Source organism: Mesorhizobium sp. WSM4837, assembly GCF_055811435.1.
Window position 1 is genome coordinate 15,260 of record NZ_JBVVQE010000061.1, and the last position, 14,733, is coordinate 29,992.

Genomic DNA, 14,733 nt, shown 5'->3' on the forward strand with positions numbered 1-14,733 from the left:
ACTGACGGCTCGCCCGGGGCAGGTCACTCCGGAGTCAAAGCCACTCAGGTTGTCACGGCCCAACTACGACCCTCAACATCAGTCTACCATGACAGGTATCGGCGGTGAAACTGCAACTATGCGGCTCTGTGCACCGGCCCGGTCGGACAGACCTCGGGCTGAGACGAGAAGGGCAGGGTCCCCCTTCGCCTCCGGCGAGAAAAGCCAGTTGAAGTCAAAACGAATTCCTATTTGACCTTTGACTTCGGTCGAATCGATCGAACCGTGCAGAAGCGAAACGTCTGACCAGAACTCGGCGGCCCCCCGCGTTCCGCAGAAATGGAGGCATGAAACCCAGGGACAAGCTCGGGGTCGAGGACTAGCTTGCTGTCACTGGGGACACATCGCCGGCGCCGTATGCCTGGGGTGCACCATGCTTGCGCGTCAGCGCTGTCAACTCGCCACTCTCTCCGCATCATCGAGTACAATCGCCACCGCTCGAGCTTTTGCCATTCTCGCCTCCTACTCAAGGTTACGCAAGAATGTAACTGATTTGTGGATCACGATACTAGCGAGCCCGTCTCTTTTTCAGGCGGCTAGTATGGAACCCCTCTTTTGGAAAACCGATACGGACAGGCACCATGAACGACTGAAGTTTAATGTGACAATGGCGCTTCACTTTTTGCCGCATAGCGGCCTTATCGAATCTACCAGAAACGATGATGTCTGCACAGACGATTTTTCCCATGAGGACATGGTTTTCGCCATAAACCACGGCATCGACAACTTCAGGTAGCTCAAGAATAACGGTCTCGACCTCTGCGGGGTAAACTTTCTGCCCTCCTACATTGATCACGTCTGACTGTCGGCCACGAATACGGAAGTATTCACCCTCCTGATCGACCATGTCCCCTGTAATTAAATATCCGTCCTCTGTGAACGGACTTGGCGCATTTAAGTACCCCAACATTGCCGACTCTGCTTTAACCTGCAAAATGCCGTTAACGACACGCGTCTTGTAGCCCTCGCCACCTAGCTTTACCCAGAGCGAGTCACTCGCCTTTGATTTAGCGCGCATGACACCAAATTCTATCATACCATAGGTTTGTCGGAGCTCCAGATTGGGGAAGATCGACTTCAAGCTGACAAGTGTGGTCTCCGGCATCGGCTCGGCCCCATAGGTGATCAGCTTCAAGCTCGACAGGTCATACTCTACATATGCACGGCTTATCAGGAGCATATTGAGAAAAGTCGGTGTCGTCGGAAGCAACTCAATGCGGTGCTGCTCAACGAGTTGGCAAATCTCATGCGAGGTTCTAGTCTCGGGGAACACGACAAGGGTGCCACTGGCGAGGCAGCCAAGCAGAGTATTCAGCCCCCCCCAATGATCGAAGAGAAGGAAGTTCAGCGTTATAAGCCCGAGGCGAGGGTTACGGAACTTTGTCAGCAATCGGGAGAAATCATGAACAACGCCTTTCGGCTTTCCGCTCGAGCCCGAGGTGAAGAGCACGAGCCCTGGCACTGCTCGCTCCAACAAAATCTCGAACAGGTTATGGACTGCAGCCTGGGGTATTCCTTTCTCAACGACAGGAACGGAGGAAATTTCAGTTACATTTCGCACGTCGAGAATAAGGTGAGGTCCAATCTCGCTCAGCAGATCCCCTACGTTCGAGTAGGTTGTTTCCGTGAGAGGGATTGTGATGGCCCGGCGAGCGATCAGCGCAAGTAGGAGCGGGATCGAGCGGAATGAAAAATCGCCTAGCAGGAAAACGCGTGAACCTACGCCGATTCCGAGTTCATTGGAAAGCCACTCGACATCATGCTCGACTTGGTCAGCAAGCTCCATATACGTAATGTACTGTCCATGCCATGCGAACGCTCGCTCTCCGCCACGCTCGCGGAACTTGTATATGAGAAAGCTGATATCACCGAAGTCAGTTGCCATCATCGTTGCCGCATTTTGCTCGTAGAGAAGTGGCTGGGACAAGCCTTCGTTGACACTACGGATTGATCAGTGCTGACGCCCACGAAAGGCCGACGCCAAATCCACACAGAACGATCGGTCGTTCTTTGCGGATTCTTCCAACCTCTTGCGCTCTTCGAAGAGCTATTGGGACCGACGCAGATACCGTGTTTCCAAGGGTTCTCATATCGAATATGAGTCGGTCTGCGTTGAGACCCAGCGAACGAGCAATACCATCAATTGCCATCTTGCTCGCTTGATGGAATACAAATGATCCAACGTCCTCGACGCGAAGATTGTTTCGATCGAGCAGGTCGCGCACGGTTTCTGGGATAGTAGTGTTGAAGAAGGACAATACGCCAAGTCCATCCATCTCAATATGCTCTGCCGTGCGGATATTGTTGCTCTGATCGGAAACTTCTTTTGCCGTCTCGGTAGATCGAGGTAAACGAGCGCCACCTGCTCGAACGATGAAGCGCTCGTACTGAGCCCCTGACGTGCCGAACAAAACATCGACCACATCGAGCTGATCGTCACCTGTTGAACACTGATGTCTGCTTGATCTGGATACAACTGTCGCTGCCGCACCGTCTCCAAAAAGGCAGCGGCTTGAGCGATCTGCTGGATGAATGAGGCGCGAGTAGGTATCCGCAGTAACTATCAGGACGCGTCGCGAGACTCCGCCTAGTACAAGACCACGCGCAATACCGAGGCTGTATACGAATCCTGAACAAGCGAGTGTAATGTCGAAGGCCATAACACGTGGTGAAAGGCCTAACCTTTCGTGTAAAATGCACGAGTTCGGCGGTATTGGATGGTCCGGCGTTTCTGTGCAAAAGATAACTGTGTCAATTTCGCCGCGGGCCAGTCTGTCTCGCTGTTCGAGCGCAAGGCATGCACGGTAGCCCAGGTCCAGAGCAGTTTCGTCATGCGCAGCGATACGCCGCTCTTCAACTCCTGTCCTACCAAGGAGGCGGACCATGTCCCAAGTTGGGTTTTCGCGTGCGAGTTCTTCATTTGTAAGAACGCGCTCAGGCAGAGCATAAGCAATGGCCTCGATGCTGGCTTTGGTGACCATGGGGCGCTCGAGAGGATCCATCGACGTATCCATGTTTATAGACATTCAATTTGTGAGCGCGGTTGTTGAAGCTGCGAGAGCTTGAGCGTCACGAAACGGACCAATGGCACCATGCCCCGGATACATCGTGAGGTGACTTGGCAGTTTCATTAAGAGCTGGATGCTCTCCTGCATCTGTGTGACCGACCCTCCTGGCAGATCTGTGCGACCGGCTCCATTGGGGAGGAGAGTGTCTCCGGTAAATAGATGATCGCCCAACCTAAAGCAGACGCTGCCTTTGGTGTGGCCAGGCGTCGAAATGCACTCGACCTGGAAGTCTCTCAATGGCAAACCGCATCCGTCGAAATCCGCAAGATCGATGAAGTCGGACGGAAGCGATATCGATTGTCCTTTGCGAAAATAGCTACGGTAAAGGTTCGCTTGACGAAGCAAGTTTCTATCTGCTCCATGAAGGTAGAACAGTAGATTCGCGAAATTCTCCATCAGTCTGCACACAGCGCCAACGTGGTCATAATGGGCGTGTGTGTTGAGGATAGCCAGTGGCATTAGCTTCCGAGCGCTAATGACGCCAAGAAAACGCTCCGCTTCTGCGCCTGGATCAATGACGATGGCATGGCGACTGATGCTCTCTACAATATAGCCATTCTGCCGTCCAAGTTCCGTTGTGATTTTGTGCACGTTGGAAATCACGTTCACGAAACGCCTCCAAAATATATGGTTTGACCTGTAATGTTACGGGCGAATGGCGAAGCAAAAAAGTCCACTACATGCAGTATATCTTGGACGTTCAGCAGGGCCGGCTTAATAAGATTCTGTCTCTTATCCGCGAGAGATTCATGAGATAGAGCATCGACCATACCGGATTCGCCTACGAGCGACAAACCAACACAGTTTATTGTGATGTCATCGCTAGCGCATTCACGCGAAAGGGTGATGCATAGATTCTCCAGTGCCGCTTTGCTGGCGTTGTAGGATGCGCCACCTACACTTGCCAGCGGTACATTGACGGACGAAAAATTGATTATTCGGCCGAACTTCGCGCGTTTCATCAACCTGATGGACTCGCGCATGACAACAAATGCTCCTACTAAGTTAGCCTCTAGGACATTCATAAAATCGGATGCCGGGGTTAACAGGGCGAGGCGTGATAAACTCACGCCCGCATTATTGACTACAACGTCAAGACGCCCGTGTGTCGTTACGATGCAATTGAGCATCGTCCGCACGGCCGCTTCGTTTGCGACGTCAAGCGATACATGGCGATATCGCTCATGTTCAAGCAACTGGCCTCTGCTGCGCGAACAGCCGTAAACATCATTGCCTCTAGCAAGTAACGCCTCTACGACACCTCGGCCGACTCCGCGGCTGGAGCCGGTTACTAAAATAACCCTAGGGTTTGGAGGGGTTCCGTGTAAATTGATGATCTCAGACATACTTTAGGCGTCTAGCGAGAGGGTATCCAGATAGGCGGAGAGGCTTCCAATGCTCTGAAGATGGTTCTCGGCCGACGAGAATATCGACTCGTCCGCCAGAGCGATCGACTTGCCGGTTTCGTCAAAAACGACCTGCTCGATAGCGACTACGAGGTTGACCAAGGTAAGAGAGTCAACGCCGCCTTTGGCGTCAAGGAGCAGGGTATCAGGACCCTTCGAGACAGGCGGTGCGTTAGGGTTCTGGGCGTTGATCTCATTAATGGCCTTATAGATAAGTTCAAGGGAACGCATCGGTATTGTCTCCAGCGGTGATCAAGGTGGATTTGAAAATAGTGTATAGCAGCGACCGTATGTATTTCGACCCATACCCTTGCAGCCACACTGGTCTCTGTTCTGTGGCAAGATGAAGATTGGTGTCGGGTGCGGGAGACGCCTGTCGGGATTTGGAATGAGGGGGCGGGCGATCAAGCGCTATCCGTACCGTAGGCGCTGACCATGATGAGCCACGCCGCAACTCCTGCTGGATCGTGCGCAAGTCGATACGCCCTGCAAGGGGGCGCGTCAGTTCGGGATCGAGCCTGCTCAACTTCGCCACGCGTCGAGTGATCCGATCGACGGCCTGCTTGCGCTGTAGGCCCCGCACAAGATCGACCAGATACTCGCCCGAAGCATAAGTCTCCGCCCTCTTGACAACGCGGCTGTGGCCCGTGCCGGGGGGCTCAATGAACACGGGATCCGTGAAGTCGAAGTCTTGGGGTTTAGGCACGAGGGTCGGCGGAGTCGAGGGGCTGATTGTCGGTCCCCCCATCGGCAAGAGCCAGGTTCCGACCCCGAGAAGATGCAGATAGACTGAGAAAACGCCCGGACAGCCGTTCACCGCAAACGTCAACGGACGAGTCGCCGAATCGGCATCGTCCCGTGTATAGGCGACGAATCCGAGCTCGGCCTGAGGGGCGCCCTGCTGATCCGTCAGCGTCAGATGCCCTGCGGGAGCGGTCATGGACAAGGTCTGGCCCGGAAGCTGCGGGCTGTCGCACGTCACCGATTCCGGCGGCAGGGCCTGCGCAATCCTGGCCTCCGGCCGAGGCCTGCGCGCCTGCTGCTGTTGGCTTTGAGGCTGCTCCCGACTGGCTCCGGTCATCGGGAAATCCTTTCGGCTTTCCTGAAACTGGAGGGCATCCCTCCTGTTGCAAGCTCCGTGGCGATTTTGCCACAGAACCTCTTGACCGGCTTGTTCTCCCTTGACGAGGATTTCATAGTCACACCTCTCTTGGAACGCCTACGAACAGCATCGCTCGCTACCGCAAAGAAGTCGCAGTGGAAAATCGTAGGAGAAGCACTCACGATGCCCCTTCCGTTAACTTAGGAGTCCTGCGACCGCCCTTTCCGTGCGGCAATAATGGACAGCGCAAGATCTAGACCAACTTGCGCAGCAGCAAATTCGCGTCCTTCCGGGGGGGCGTGCTGTCGCGTTCGCAACAGATTGGCGGATTCTAAACATGTGGCGCGTTTGCTCTCGAACCGAGGCACGCACGCAGTCGACTTGCTTCGGGAAAGATACTGCTAGCGAACGGGTCGGAGCATTTGAGGCGGCGGCGTTGTCGATGCCGGCTCAATACTCCCTGACCTGCCACTGAACTTTCATCCAGCGGCGATTAGAGCCTCGGCCGTTTCTGTTGCGCCGTATGGCGCGGTTTGAGCAACCGGCGGAGACGCGAAGCCTTCATTGAGCGCAGCGTCGGGGCCGGTTGCGGCGAGGGTTCCGGCGGAGGCCGCCGGGGTCTGGTAGCCGAGGGTGGAATGCGGCCTCGCGGTGTTGAACAACACGACGAAAGAACGCCCACAAGGGCTTCGATCGGATGGTCGCCGCAGTCTGTCTCGGCAAGGTTGGGGCGGTTGCGGTGCGGGAGGTATCGCGCTTCGCCCGCAACAGCCGCGACTGGCAGCAGCTCATCGAGATGTGCCGCGTCGTCGATACCGTGCTGATCGACCAGGAGACGGTCTACGCACCGCGCCAGGGCAATGACCGGCTGCTGCTGGGATTGAAGGGCAGTCTCAACGAGTATGAGCTCACTCTTCTGCGTCAGCGCTCCCTGTCGGCCCGCCATGAGAAGGCCCGGCGCGGTGAACTCGTCGTCGCTGCCCCGGTCGGCTTTGTGAAGGTCGGCGACCGGCTGGAGAAGGATCCCGATCGTCGCATGCAGGAGGCCATCACCCTTGTGTTTGACAAGGTGGCGGAACTTGGCAGTGCCCGCCAGGCCCTGCTCTGGTTCCTCGAACATGGGCTGGATTTGCCCGCCAAGCGCAACAATGGCGATGTGGTCTGGCGCAGGCCAAGCTATGCGACCATCCACCGAATGATCGAGAACCCGATCTACGGCGGCGCCTACGCCTATGGCAAGACTCGTGCTGCGTCGGGATATGATGCAACAGCCATTCGCTCGCACAGCCGCCGTAAGGCGCGTGATGAATGGCTGGCGCTGATCCCGGGTGCACACGAAGGCTACGTCGGCTGGGAAAGGGCGGAAGCGATCCGCAAGATGGTGAGCGACAACGTGCCCACGAGCCGGCATCACGGGGCGCCCAAGCATGGCGACGCTCTGCTCGCCGGCCTTGTCCGCTGCCGGCGCTGCGGCCGCAAGCTGACGGTCCGCTACACGGGAACCAAACACAACATTCCGCGCTATTCCTGCTGGCGGGGTCTGCTTGACAATGGCGAGCCGCGTTGCATCGCCTGACTACGCGTCGACGACGTCATCGAGGAAGCTCTTCTGCGGGTTGTCGAGCCGGGAGCGATAGCCGCGGCCGTCGAGGCCGAAGCGCAAGCGGCCAGTCGCCGCGATCAGGTCCGCGATGCTCTGATGCGCGATCGCGAGGCGGCACGCTAAAGCGCCGATCGGGCATTCCGGCGATACGACGCCATCGATCCGCAGAACCGGCTGGTTGCGGCGGAACTGGAGTTGCGATGGAACCGGGCGCTTACGCGTGTCGGCAAGATCGAGAGCAGGATTGCCGCGCATGATGCCTCGACATCGGAGCCATCACTTCTGTCGCCAATACACGTCACCGCGCTCGCCGCCGATCTCAAGGCTGTGTGGGCGGCGCCGACGACGGATGCAAGGCTCAAGAAGCGCATCGTTCGTACCGTCATCCGGGAGGTGGTCGCCGATATCGATGACGAAGCCTCCGAGATCGTTCTCCTGATCCATTGGGTTGGCGGCGTCCATACTGAACTGCGCCTGCCGAAGCGGCGCCGTGGACAGCGCAACAGCACGTCCGGCGATATCATCGCGGCCGTCCGCCAACTGGTGCTCATCGCTAATGATGATCTGATTGCCGGCATCCTCAACCGCAATGGACTGGTGACCGGCCACGGCAATCGATGAACACGCGAGCGGGTCACCGCGCACAGGTCGCATCACAAGGCGGCGCGCCTTCTCGGCGTTGCACCGAAGACCCTCAGGCTCGCCGCCGAGGCGGGCGAGATCGAAGGCGTTCATCCTCTGCCGGATGGTCCATGGGTCTTCAGCCGATCAACGGTTGACGAACCGGCGGCTCAGCGCATCGTTCATCGCGCGCGGCAAAACCCAAAATACCCCATGGGATCGCATCCAGATCAGCAAAACCTATTCACTTCAACGACATAGACAGATGGGTGTTATGAAACAGGATTTAAGTCCTGCCTCCATTCGGCGATGGCACTGCGGGCGTGGTCGAGGCCGAAGAACAGGCTCTCGTTCAACAGCTCGTCGCGCATTCGGCCGTTGAAGGATTCGACGTAGCCATTTTGCATCGGCTTGCCCGGCGCGATGTAGTGCCATTCGACGCGATGATCCTTCGACCAGGCGAGGATTGCGTTCGAGGTGAACTCTGTGCCGTGGTCGGAAACGATCATGTCCGGCTTGCCGCGCCGGGCGATCAGGTCAGTCATTTCCCGAGCAACGCGCCGACCGGAGATCGACGCATCCGGGATCGCGGCAAGGCATTCGTGCGTTACGTCGTCGACGATGTTCAGCAGCCGGAACCGCCGCCCGCAGGCGAACTGGTCATGGACGAAGTCCAGCGACCAGCGCGCGTTCGGCTTCGCCTCAACCAGGATCGGCGCCCGCGTGCCGACCGCTCGTCGCCGTGCTCGGCCCTTGCGCACCGTCAGGCCCTCCTCGCGTTAGAGCCGGTAGATGCGATTGACCCCTGATGGCGCGTCCTCTCGCTGGAGTAGAATGAACAGGCGTCGATAGCCGAAGCGGCGGCGCTCGTTGGCGAGGTCGCGTACCCGTGTGCGCAGCTCCGTCTCCGGCGGACGCCGGGACCGATAGCGGACGTGTTACGCGATATCCCGGCCTTACCGGCAGCCGGCTTTTCCGGGAGTTGAAGGAACTCGGTTATCGCGGCAGCTACCGAACCCCACATGTCCCGCCACGCGTCTTCGGGATTTACCTTGCTCAACTGGTAGAGTTCGCGCTGAACGCCGAGTACCCAAGCCTTGGCGGCCCGGTGATCCATTCCACAGATCACTCCTCCGTCGTGCAAGTCTACCGTCTTCCTGCTTCCCTTCGCCGTGCGCGCGGCTTTCCCGCGCTCCGACTACTACGGAAGCTCCGCCCTCGGTGGTCGTCCATCTCCGGCCGTCGCGGCGAGCCCAGTTCCGTACTGGGCAGACGATCCGAGTTACCGTGTTCCGATTTCCAACCTTGATGCCCCTAGGCGGTGCGCTCTACCCCGGGGCGTTGCGGAAGACGGGGCAATGAGAGCTTTCCCCCGTCTCGAGCGTGTTGTCCGCGCCCGGCAGTGAAGATAGACGAATCCTCCCGCGTCTGATCGCTTCTTACCTCCCACGCCATCGCGCGACTTGGAGGCGTTGCCGGTTGAATCCGAGGCTTCCGGCGCTCACTTCGTTATCTCACTAAGACGTTGTAGCCCGGCCCGCGGTCGATGGTCTACACTCGGCACAGTTCAGGCCGATCTGCTTATGAGACCCAACCGGCGACGCCGGTTTAGCTTTTCGCCCCCCTTCCACCCGCTACTCCTGCAGACCGTATCGGGTGCGTCTTCGCAGGCAGCGCCACCCAGGGTGACCGAATGGTGATTGGGCTACCTTCACAGAACCCATGCGGGGGGCTCCAGTACTTTCGGCACGGCATGACCGCAGCCGGTGCCGCCGCGTCCGGAATACGCTCAAACGCTACCTTGGCACATCGCAGGGTCTCCGTCTCGAGACCGCATAGGAGGGGCGCTCTCCCAATCGTAACTGCGGAGTTTCGCGTCGGTATGGCAGACCGGGCCACTAGATTTGATTGTTCTGGGCAAGCACCCGCACGGACGGATTGCATATAGTAATCCCAACTTGGCCATAACTAAAAACCAATGACCGCGGGCCGCTTATGGCACAAGGTTGGGTATTGTTCGTGCGGCCGACCTTCCAGCTCAGCAAGAGTTGCGGCGCACGGATCCGGGAAGAAACCAAGTAGTGTGTGCGGCCTCTCACCCCCTCGAACTCAGATACGGACAGGCAATGCCCAAGAATTATGATGCCATCGTCATCGGCAGTGGAAATAACGGACTGGCCTGCGCCTGCTACCTAGCCAAGGCTGGCCTCAGTGTTCTGGTGCTCGAACGGCGCGATGTCGTGGGAGGTGCAGCGCTTTCCCAGGAGGTCTTCCCGGGCTTCACCTTCTCGGTCTATTCGTATGTGGGTGCTCAGATCCATCCGAAGGTCGTCTCGGATCTTGAGCTGAAAAAGTACGGACTTAAGTCGTTCAAAGCCGATTACCGGGTATTTAGGCCGGTGGACGACTTGCGGTCTATGATGGTCGGCGGGCATATGGCCGAGACGCAGGCCATGCTCTCACGCTTCTCAAAATCCGACGCAGCCCGTTATCCGGAGTTCCGCGCCCATCTGGCTGGGGTTTCCGAGTTTGTGCACGAGCTGAAGTTGCAAACCCCCGTGGACCTGGTCGCGGAGTCGTTAGGCGGACGGATGAAGACTGCCAAGTTCCTCTGGACGAACCGGATGGCTGGAAATGACTTCTACAAGCTAATTGACCTCTTTACACAGAGTTCGGAGGAGTACCTCAGCCGCTGGTTCGAAAGTAGCGAAGTGAAGGCCGCCTTCGCCTTTGCTGTGGGTGGTAGCCTGATCGGCCCGCGAACGGCAGGATCCGCCTGGCTAGCTCTGCATGGTGGCAGCACGGGTCGGGTCGAGGAAGACGCGATTAAGGGACAGATCGTCGGGGGCATGGGCTCGATTACCCAAGCCATGGCCGCATGCGCCCGCGCTCATGGCGTTGAAATCCTGACGGAACGGGACGTGGTTAAGGTGGACGTCCGCGGCAGGCATGCGAGGTCGGTGGTCACCAGCGATGGCACGGAGTACCACGCCAAAACAATCGTGGGAAACCTCAACGCCAAGCTCCTATTTGGAAAGCTTGTGCCGGAGAAGGAGCTGCCTTCGGAGTTTGTGGCGGAAATCCAGCGCTTCAAGACCAAGGGCGCAGCGTTCAAGTTGAACATAGCCTGCGAGGCCCTGCCCAAATACTCGTCGTACAATAGGGCCGAGGCGCGGATGGAAAACCCGGCGATCGTCCAGATTGCTCCCGATATGCAGTACCTCGAGCGAGCCTACGTCGAGGCCGCGCCCGGCTGGTACTCGTCACAGCCGTCCATGATCATCACGCAGCCCACTGTCCTTGAACCCAGCTTGGCGCCAAAGGGCAAGCATATCGTTCAGATTTACGGCGGCCACACATCCTACGAGCTGACGGATGGATCGTGGGGACAGGAGCGATCAAGATTCCTGAAGTCGGTGCTGGATACGCTGGACCAGTTCGCGCCGGGCTTCTCCGATGGCATCATCGACACGCAGCTGCTGCTCCCGAAAGACATCGAGGATCAGCTCAACATTCCGAACGGCCATATCAACCACGGCGACATGAGCATCGACCAGATGTTCTTCAAGCGGCCGGCTGCTCACTACTCGGATTATCGTTCACCAATACGCGGTCTGTACCAGTGCGGCGCGTCCTCACACCCAGGTGGGGGCGTGTCGGGCGTACCGGGTCACAATGCAGCACGCGAGATCCTCCGAGACCTTGGAAAACGCAACTGGTTCTGAGCCTTGCTCTAAGGCCTGGTGAGATTCAGGATTCATCGGGATACCGGGCGCCTCGCGACCGCCGCCGCCTTGCGGGGTCTCTTCGTCCACCGGACGGACCGAGCCGTCCTCCATCACCTCCGCATTGAGGAATGCTCGGATGAGTTTGAGCACACGCTTAAGCCGGCTGTATGCAACCAGGGACCGCCCCTTCAAAGGCATGGCCCGCGCGGGTGATCGTCACCGACGGCCGGAACGCATTGGTAACAGGCAGTCTGAAGATGTTTCCTTCGACCGGTTTAATCATGATAGCCTGGTGGCGCGCGTTGCCGCAAGGGTGTCCGACAAGCGCCGCGGCGTGCCTGTGCTGCTTGTGGAATTGCCGGACGGCAGCCGCACCTACATTCCCGTGGCATGGACGGATCTCGGCGCCGGAAAGGGCGATGCCACCGGGACGCCGGCCAATCATGGGGGCATTGGGCGGCTTGCAGACCTTCTGCATCTGCGCCTTGTGGCCGACGCTCTCCTTGAGCGGCGCGGCGAGTCGCCGCCCGACCACAAGGAGGCGCGGCATGCAACGACAGCTGAAGCTGACCTTTCCCGACGAAGAAAGCGAGCGGCGGCCCGACCCACCCGCCTGGGAAAGGCTGGACGTGGAGGCGCGAGCGAACGCGCTGCGTCGGCTCGCCCTGATGATCGCGCGCATGCTCATGGCCAGGGAAGCGGATCATGACTGAACACAGCAAGATCACCGCCAGTCACCTAGCGCGGCAAGCCATCGTCTACCTGCGCAAGTCGAGCACCTCGCAGGTGGAGAACAACCGCGGATCGACCGCGCGGCAATACGCGCTGTCTGGTCGGCGCGCGATCTCGGATGGCCGGCCGAGCGCATCGTGGTCTTCGACGAGGATCTCGGTCTGTCCGCAACGTCATGCGCAGCGGTTTCGCCCGGCTGACCAGCGAGGTCGCGCTCGCCCGGGTCAGCATCGTGCTCGGCCTGGAGGTCTCGCGGCTGGCGCGCAACAACGCCGACTGGCACCGGTTGATCGAGCTGGCCGGGTTGACCGACACGCTGATTGGAGATGCCGACGGCATCTACCACCCGACCCTGTTCAACGACCGGCTTTTGTTGAGTTTGAAAGGTGCCATGAGCGAGGCCGAGCTGCATGTCCTGCGCGCCCGCCTCAAGGGCGGCATCAAGAACAAAGCGGCACGTGGCGAATTGCGCCGTGGCCTGCCGGTCGGCTTCGTCTGGGCGAGGATGACGGCGAGATCCTTCTCCACCCTGACGAGGCGGTCGTAAATGTCATCCGTACGATCTTCACCCGTTTCGCCGAACTGGGCTCGGCGTGCCGCGTCTTGCTGTGGCTGCGCGCACACGGCATGAAGTTCCCACTGTCGCAAGGCGAGCCAACACATTCTATCGATGTTGAATTCGCCTTGCGACAGGCCGGTCGTCATCTTCTCGATGACTTTGAAGATCCCGTTTCGCCAGGAGCGCTGCTCCGACGATGATCTTCCTCGAAGTGCCGCAAGGCTTCTTAAAAAAATCGAGATCAAGCTGCTGTTGCCCGACTTTCTGCTCCAGTTCCTTTATCGGCGCTTGGCCTTGGTCAGTGCCTTTCCTGAGGCGCCGGCACATCAACTGCGCTGTGCAACGCGACCGCGTCAATTACTGCTATCGATCTGGCCGGCCGGCCGCGCCAACGTGACTTCAGATTACCATGAAGCCTGAGGTAGTCACGCCACTCGTAAAGTCGTTGGCGACTGATGCCAAGCTCATCTGCCAACTTGCTGGCGGGTTCTCCCGTCTCATGCACTGGAGCAGCTCCAGCTTTTGGTCCTCATCAATGACACTTTGCCGTCCGGCCATGCTCCAGTTTCCTCCCCTTGCAGGGAAACTGTCTGCGATTTCCTTGTCTCAGTCTGGGGGTGCACTCCACATCACCGTCCGGTTTTTGATCGGAATGCCGGTAAATCATCGGAATCCGCAGGCCAGAAAATATCGAACGCGAGCGGTCGTCATTGGGCCTTCCACCGCCTGCGCCTGCCGCGGCGGATCGCGCTGTCGAAGAGTGATGCAAGCACTGGATTCCGCGCCGCATGTCCCACAGCCGCTACCGTTATGCCCACTATTACTATCATCTCGCAGCATCCCGCACTTCTGTCGGCGTTCGGCCAAAATAGCGTCTGAAGGCCGTGCAGAAGTTGGACGAATGATGATAGCCCACTTGATAGCTGATCGACTTTAGCGGCAAACCCGTTGTCACAAGCAGATGGTGCGCGTTCCTCATTTGTGCCTGTAGTCTGAAATCTGAGAGCGAAATATCGAATCTTTTCTCAAATTCTACTGAAAATGTGCTGGCCGGCAAATCCACCCTCCGGGCAAGCTCAGCCGCCGATGGAATGTCCCTTAAATTTGTTTCGATGATCTGCCACGCTTGCTGCAACTTTGCCTGCACCGAGTTTAGCCGCTCAGCAGACGCGCAATACATTAGAGCATCAATCCCTAGACACAAAAGCTCATCAACTTTGGTCATCAGAACATTGGGGAACAAGGCTGGATGTACCTTTGGCCACAATATGAAGCGCGCCGCCTGCTCCATCTCGATTGTCAGAGGCCGCTCAAGCCACATCGGCTTACTCTCACAGACCGGTAGCAAACGCTGAATCTCCGGCACCTGTCTTAGGAGTTTGCTGACCACTTGGGGCGGCGTATGAAGCGAGAAACCAATCACGACCGCGGTTTCGCGGTCGTTCGTCATCCAAGTGCTCTTCTTTGTGGCGCCGTTGGGCAGATAGTGGACGCTGAACGACGGGCCATTGAGATGGCGTTTCCCCAGACCTGAAATGTCAACGATCCGCTGGCCATTGAGATGGAAGACAAATGCCAGCCGACCGAATCCGTACTCCTGGTCCACAAAACCCTGGCTGACCTCGATTCGCTTGGTGGTGACAAGGCATTCCGGAGAGGCGATGAAAGCATCTTCATATCCGCGCGCGGAGGACTGTGGGGGGACAATGCGATGAGCGATCGGAAGTCCAATCGGGTGGGCGCCAACCGGGATGAAGCAGCGCCCTTCCCCAAGCTGTCGAAGGAGGCTATGCACGATGGCTCTTCTGGATTTGGCGCTCCCTTTCGAAAGCCCCTGCAGTCTCACTTGAAATCAAGAGATATACTGCAATTTGT

Annotated in this window: 15 protein-coding genes and 2 pseudogenes; 5 read left to right on the forward strand and 12 right to left on the reverse strand. The window is 58.2% G+C overall.

Annotated elements, in window-relative coordinates:
- Positions 1-547: 547 nt before the first annotated feature.
- The 7 genes and pseudogenes from AC0L3D_RS27630 to AC0L3D_RS27660 form a co-directional block, all read right to left on the reverse strand.
- Positions 548-1,927, reverse strand: a complete 1,380-nt coding sequence (locus AC0L3D_RS27630; RefSeq protein ID WP_473646424.1) for an ANL family adenylate-forming protein — start codon at positions 1,925-1,927, stop codon at positions 548-550.
- A gap of 52 nt (positions 1,928-1,979) precedes the next feature.
- Positions 1,980-3,041, reverse strand: a complete 1,062-nt coding sequence (locus AC0L3D_RS27635) for a 3-oxoacyl-ACP synthase III family protein (RefSeq protein ID WP_473646426.1) — start codon at positions 3,039-3,041, stop codon at positions 1,980-1,982.
- Between the two features lie 24 nt (positions 3,042-3,065).
- Entirely contained in the window at positions 3,066-3,716 is a 651-nt protein-coding gene (locus tag AC0L3D_RS27640; protein WP_473646428.1) for an MBL fold metallo-hydrolase, read from the reverse strand.
- A complete protein-coding gene (locus AC0L3D_RS27645; protein ID WP_473646430.1) occupies positions 3,713-4,453 on the reverse strand; it encodes an SDR family NAD(P)-dependent oxidoreductase in 741 nt (246 codons plus the stop codon). Before AC0L3D_RS27645 ends, AC0L3D_RS27640 begins: the two co-directional genes overlap by 4 nt.
- A 3-nt stretch (positions 4,454-4,456) precedes the next feature.
- Positions 4,457-4,744: a hypothetical protein gene (locus AC0L3D_RS27650; protein WP_473646431.1), complete on the reverse strand. Its 288-nt coding sequence runs from the start codon at positions 4,742-4,744 to the stop codon at positions 4,457-4,459.
- On the reverse strand, positions 4,731-5,594 hold the full coding sequence (locus AC0L3D_RS27655) for a hypothetical protein (protein WP_473646433.1): 864 nt from the start codon (positions 5,592-5,594) through the stop codon (positions 4,731-4,733). The genes AC0L3D_RS27650 and AC0L3D_RS27655 overlap by 14 nt, the downstream gene beginning before the upstream one ends.
- A gap of 500 nt (positions 5,595-6,094) precedes the next feature.
- Positions 6,095-6,274: pseudogene (locus AC0L3D_RS27660) on the reverse strand (IS3 family transposase); the annotation flags it as partial.
- 38 nt (positions 6,275-6,312) lie between these two features.
- Between AC0L3D_RS27660 and AC0L3D_RS27665 the strand changes: the two are divergent.
- Positions 6,313-7,191, forward strand: a complete 879-nt coding sequence (locus AC0L3D_RS27665; RefSeq protein WP_473646434.1) for a recombinase family protein — start codon at positions 6,313-6,315, stop codon at positions 7,189-7,191.
- Here AC0L3D_RS27665 and AC0L3D_RS27670 read toward each other — a convergent pair whose 3' ends face one another.
- From AC0L3D_RS27670 to AC0L3D_RS27680, 3 genes and pseudogenes are all read right to left on the reverse strand, one after another.
- On the reverse strand, positions 7,192-7,473 hold the full coding sequence (locus AC0L3D_RS27670; RefSeq protein WP_473646435.1) for a hypothetical protein: 282 nt from the start codon (positions 7,471-7,473) through the stop codon (positions 7,192-7,194).
- A 21-nt stretch (positions 7,474-7,494) separates the two neighbouring features.
- Positions 7,495-7,953 (reverse strand): hypothetical protein, encoded by a 459-nt coding sequence (locus tag AC0L3D_RS27675; RefSeq protein WP_473646437.1) that lies wholly within the window; start codon positions 7,951-7,953, stop codon positions 7,495-7,497.
- 170 nt (positions 7,954-8,123) lie between these two features.
- Positions 8,124-8,774: pseudogene (locus AC0L3D_RS27680) on the reverse strand (IS3 family transposase); the annotation flags it as partial.
- Between the two features lie 1,191 nt (positions 8,775-9,965).
- On the opposite strand from AC0L3D_RS27680, the gene AC0L3D_RS27685 reads away from it, so the two are divergent.
- Complete coding sequence (locus AC0L3D_RS27685) at positions 9,966-11,564, forward strand: phytoene desaturase family protein (RefSeq protein ID WP_473646438.1); 1,599 nt, start codon at positions 9,966-9,968, stop codon at positions 11,562-11,564.
- Between the two features lie 157 nt (positions 11,565-11,721).
- On the opposite strand, the gene AC0L3D_RS27690 is transcribed toward AC0L3D_RS27685, so the two are convergent.
- A complete protein-coding gene (locus tag AC0L3D_RS27690; RefSeq protein WP_473646439.1) occupies positions 11,722-12,117 on the reverse strand; it encodes a hypothetical protein in 396 nt (131 codons plus the stop codon).
- Here AC0L3D_RS27690 and AC0L3D_RS27695 point away from each other — a divergent pair.
- From AC0L3D_RS27695 to AC0L3D_RS27705, 3 genes are all read left to right on the forward strand, one after another.
- A complete protein-coding gene (locus tag AC0L3D_RS27695; protein ID WP_473646441.1) occupies positions 12,116-12,280 on the forward strand; it encodes a hypothetical protein in 165 nt (54 codons plus the stop codon). The two genes, AC0L3D_RS27690 and AC0L3D_RS27695, sit on opposite strands and share 2 nt — an antisense overlap.
- Positions 12,281-12,474: 194 nt before the next feature.
- Entirely contained in the window at positions 12,475-12,846 is a 372-nt protein-coding gene (locus tag AC0L3D_RS27700) for a recombinase family protein (protein WP_473646443.1), read from the forward strand.
- 165 nt (positions 12,847-13,011) lie between these two features.
- On the forward strand, positions 13,012-13,278 hold the full coding sequence (locus tag AC0L3D_RS27705) for a hypothetical protein (protein ID WP_473646444.1): 267 nt from the start codon (positions 13,012-13,014) through the stop codon (positions 13,276-13,278).
- A 406-nt stretch (positions 13,279-13,684) separates the two neighbouring features.
- On the opposite strand, the gene AC0L3D_RS27710 is transcribed toward AC0L3D_RS27705, so the two are convergent.
- Positions 13,685-14,653, reverse strand: a complete 969-nt coding sequence (locus tag AC0L3D_RS27710) for a helix-turn-helix transcriptional regulator (RefSeq protein ID WP_473646446.1) — start codon at positions 14,651-14,653, stop codon at positions 13,685-13,687.
- Positions 14,654-14,733 lie beyond the last annotated feature (80 nt).

Excerpts from the sequence above, each read along its gene's own strand:
- AC0L3D_RS27630 (WP_473646424.1), bottom strand. The coding sequence starts at position 1,927 with ATGATGGCAACTGACTTCGGTGATATCAGCTTTCTCATATACAAGTTC.
- AC0L3D_RS27635 (WP_473646426.1), bottom strand. The coding sequence starts at position 3,041 with ATGGATCCTCTCGAGCGCCCCATGGTCACCAAAGCCAGCATCGAGGCC.
- AC0L3D_RS27645 (WP_473646430.1), bottom strand. The coding sequence starts at position 4,453 with ATGTCTGAGATCATCAATTTACACGGAACCCCTCCAAACCCTAGGGTT.
- AC0L3D_RS27650 (WP_473646431.1), bottom strand. The coding sequence starts at position 4,744 with ATGCGTTCCCTTGAACTTATCTATAAGGCCATTAATGAGATCAACGCC.
- AC0L3D_RS27655 (WP_473646433.1), bottom strand. The coding sequence starts at position 5,594 with ATGACCGGAGCCAGTCGGGAGCAGCCTCAAAGCCAACAGCAGCAGGCG.
- AC0L3D_RS27665 (WP_473646434.1), top strand. The coding sequence starts at position 6,313 with ATGGTCGCCGCAGTCTGTCTCGGCAAGGTTGGGGCGGTTGCGGTGCGG.
- AC0L3D_RS27670 (WP_473646435.1), bottom strand. The coding sequence starts at position 7,473 with ATGCGCGGCAATCCTGCTCTCGATCTTGCCGACACGCGTAAGCGCCCG.
- AC0L3D_RS27675 (WP_473646437.1), bottom strand. The coding sequence starts at position 7,953 with ATGAACGCCTTCGATCTCGCCCGCCTCGGCGGCGAGCCTGAGGGTCTT.
- AC0L3D_RS27685 (WP_473646438.1), top strand. The coding sequence starts at position 9,966 with ATGCCCAAGAATTATGATGCCATCGTCATCGGCAGTGGAAATAACGGA.
- AC0L3D_RS27695 (WP_473646441.1), top strand. The coding sequence starts at position 12,116 with ATGCAACGACAGCTGAAGCTGACCTTTCCCGACGAAGAAAGCGAGCGG.
- AC0L3D_RS27690 (WP_473646439.1), bottom strand. The coding sequence starts at position 12,117 with ATGCCGCGCCTCCTTGTGGTCGGGCGGCGACTCGCCGCGCCGCTCAAG.
- AC0L3D_RS27700 (WP_473646443.1), top strand. The coding sequence starts at position 12,475 with ATGCGCAGCGGTTTCGCCCGGCTGACCAGCGAGGTCGCGCTCGCCCGG.
- AC0L3D_RS27705 (WP_473646444.1), top strand. The coding sequence starts at position 13,012 with ATGACTTTGAAGATCCCGTTTCGCCAGGAGCGCTGCTCCGACGATGAT.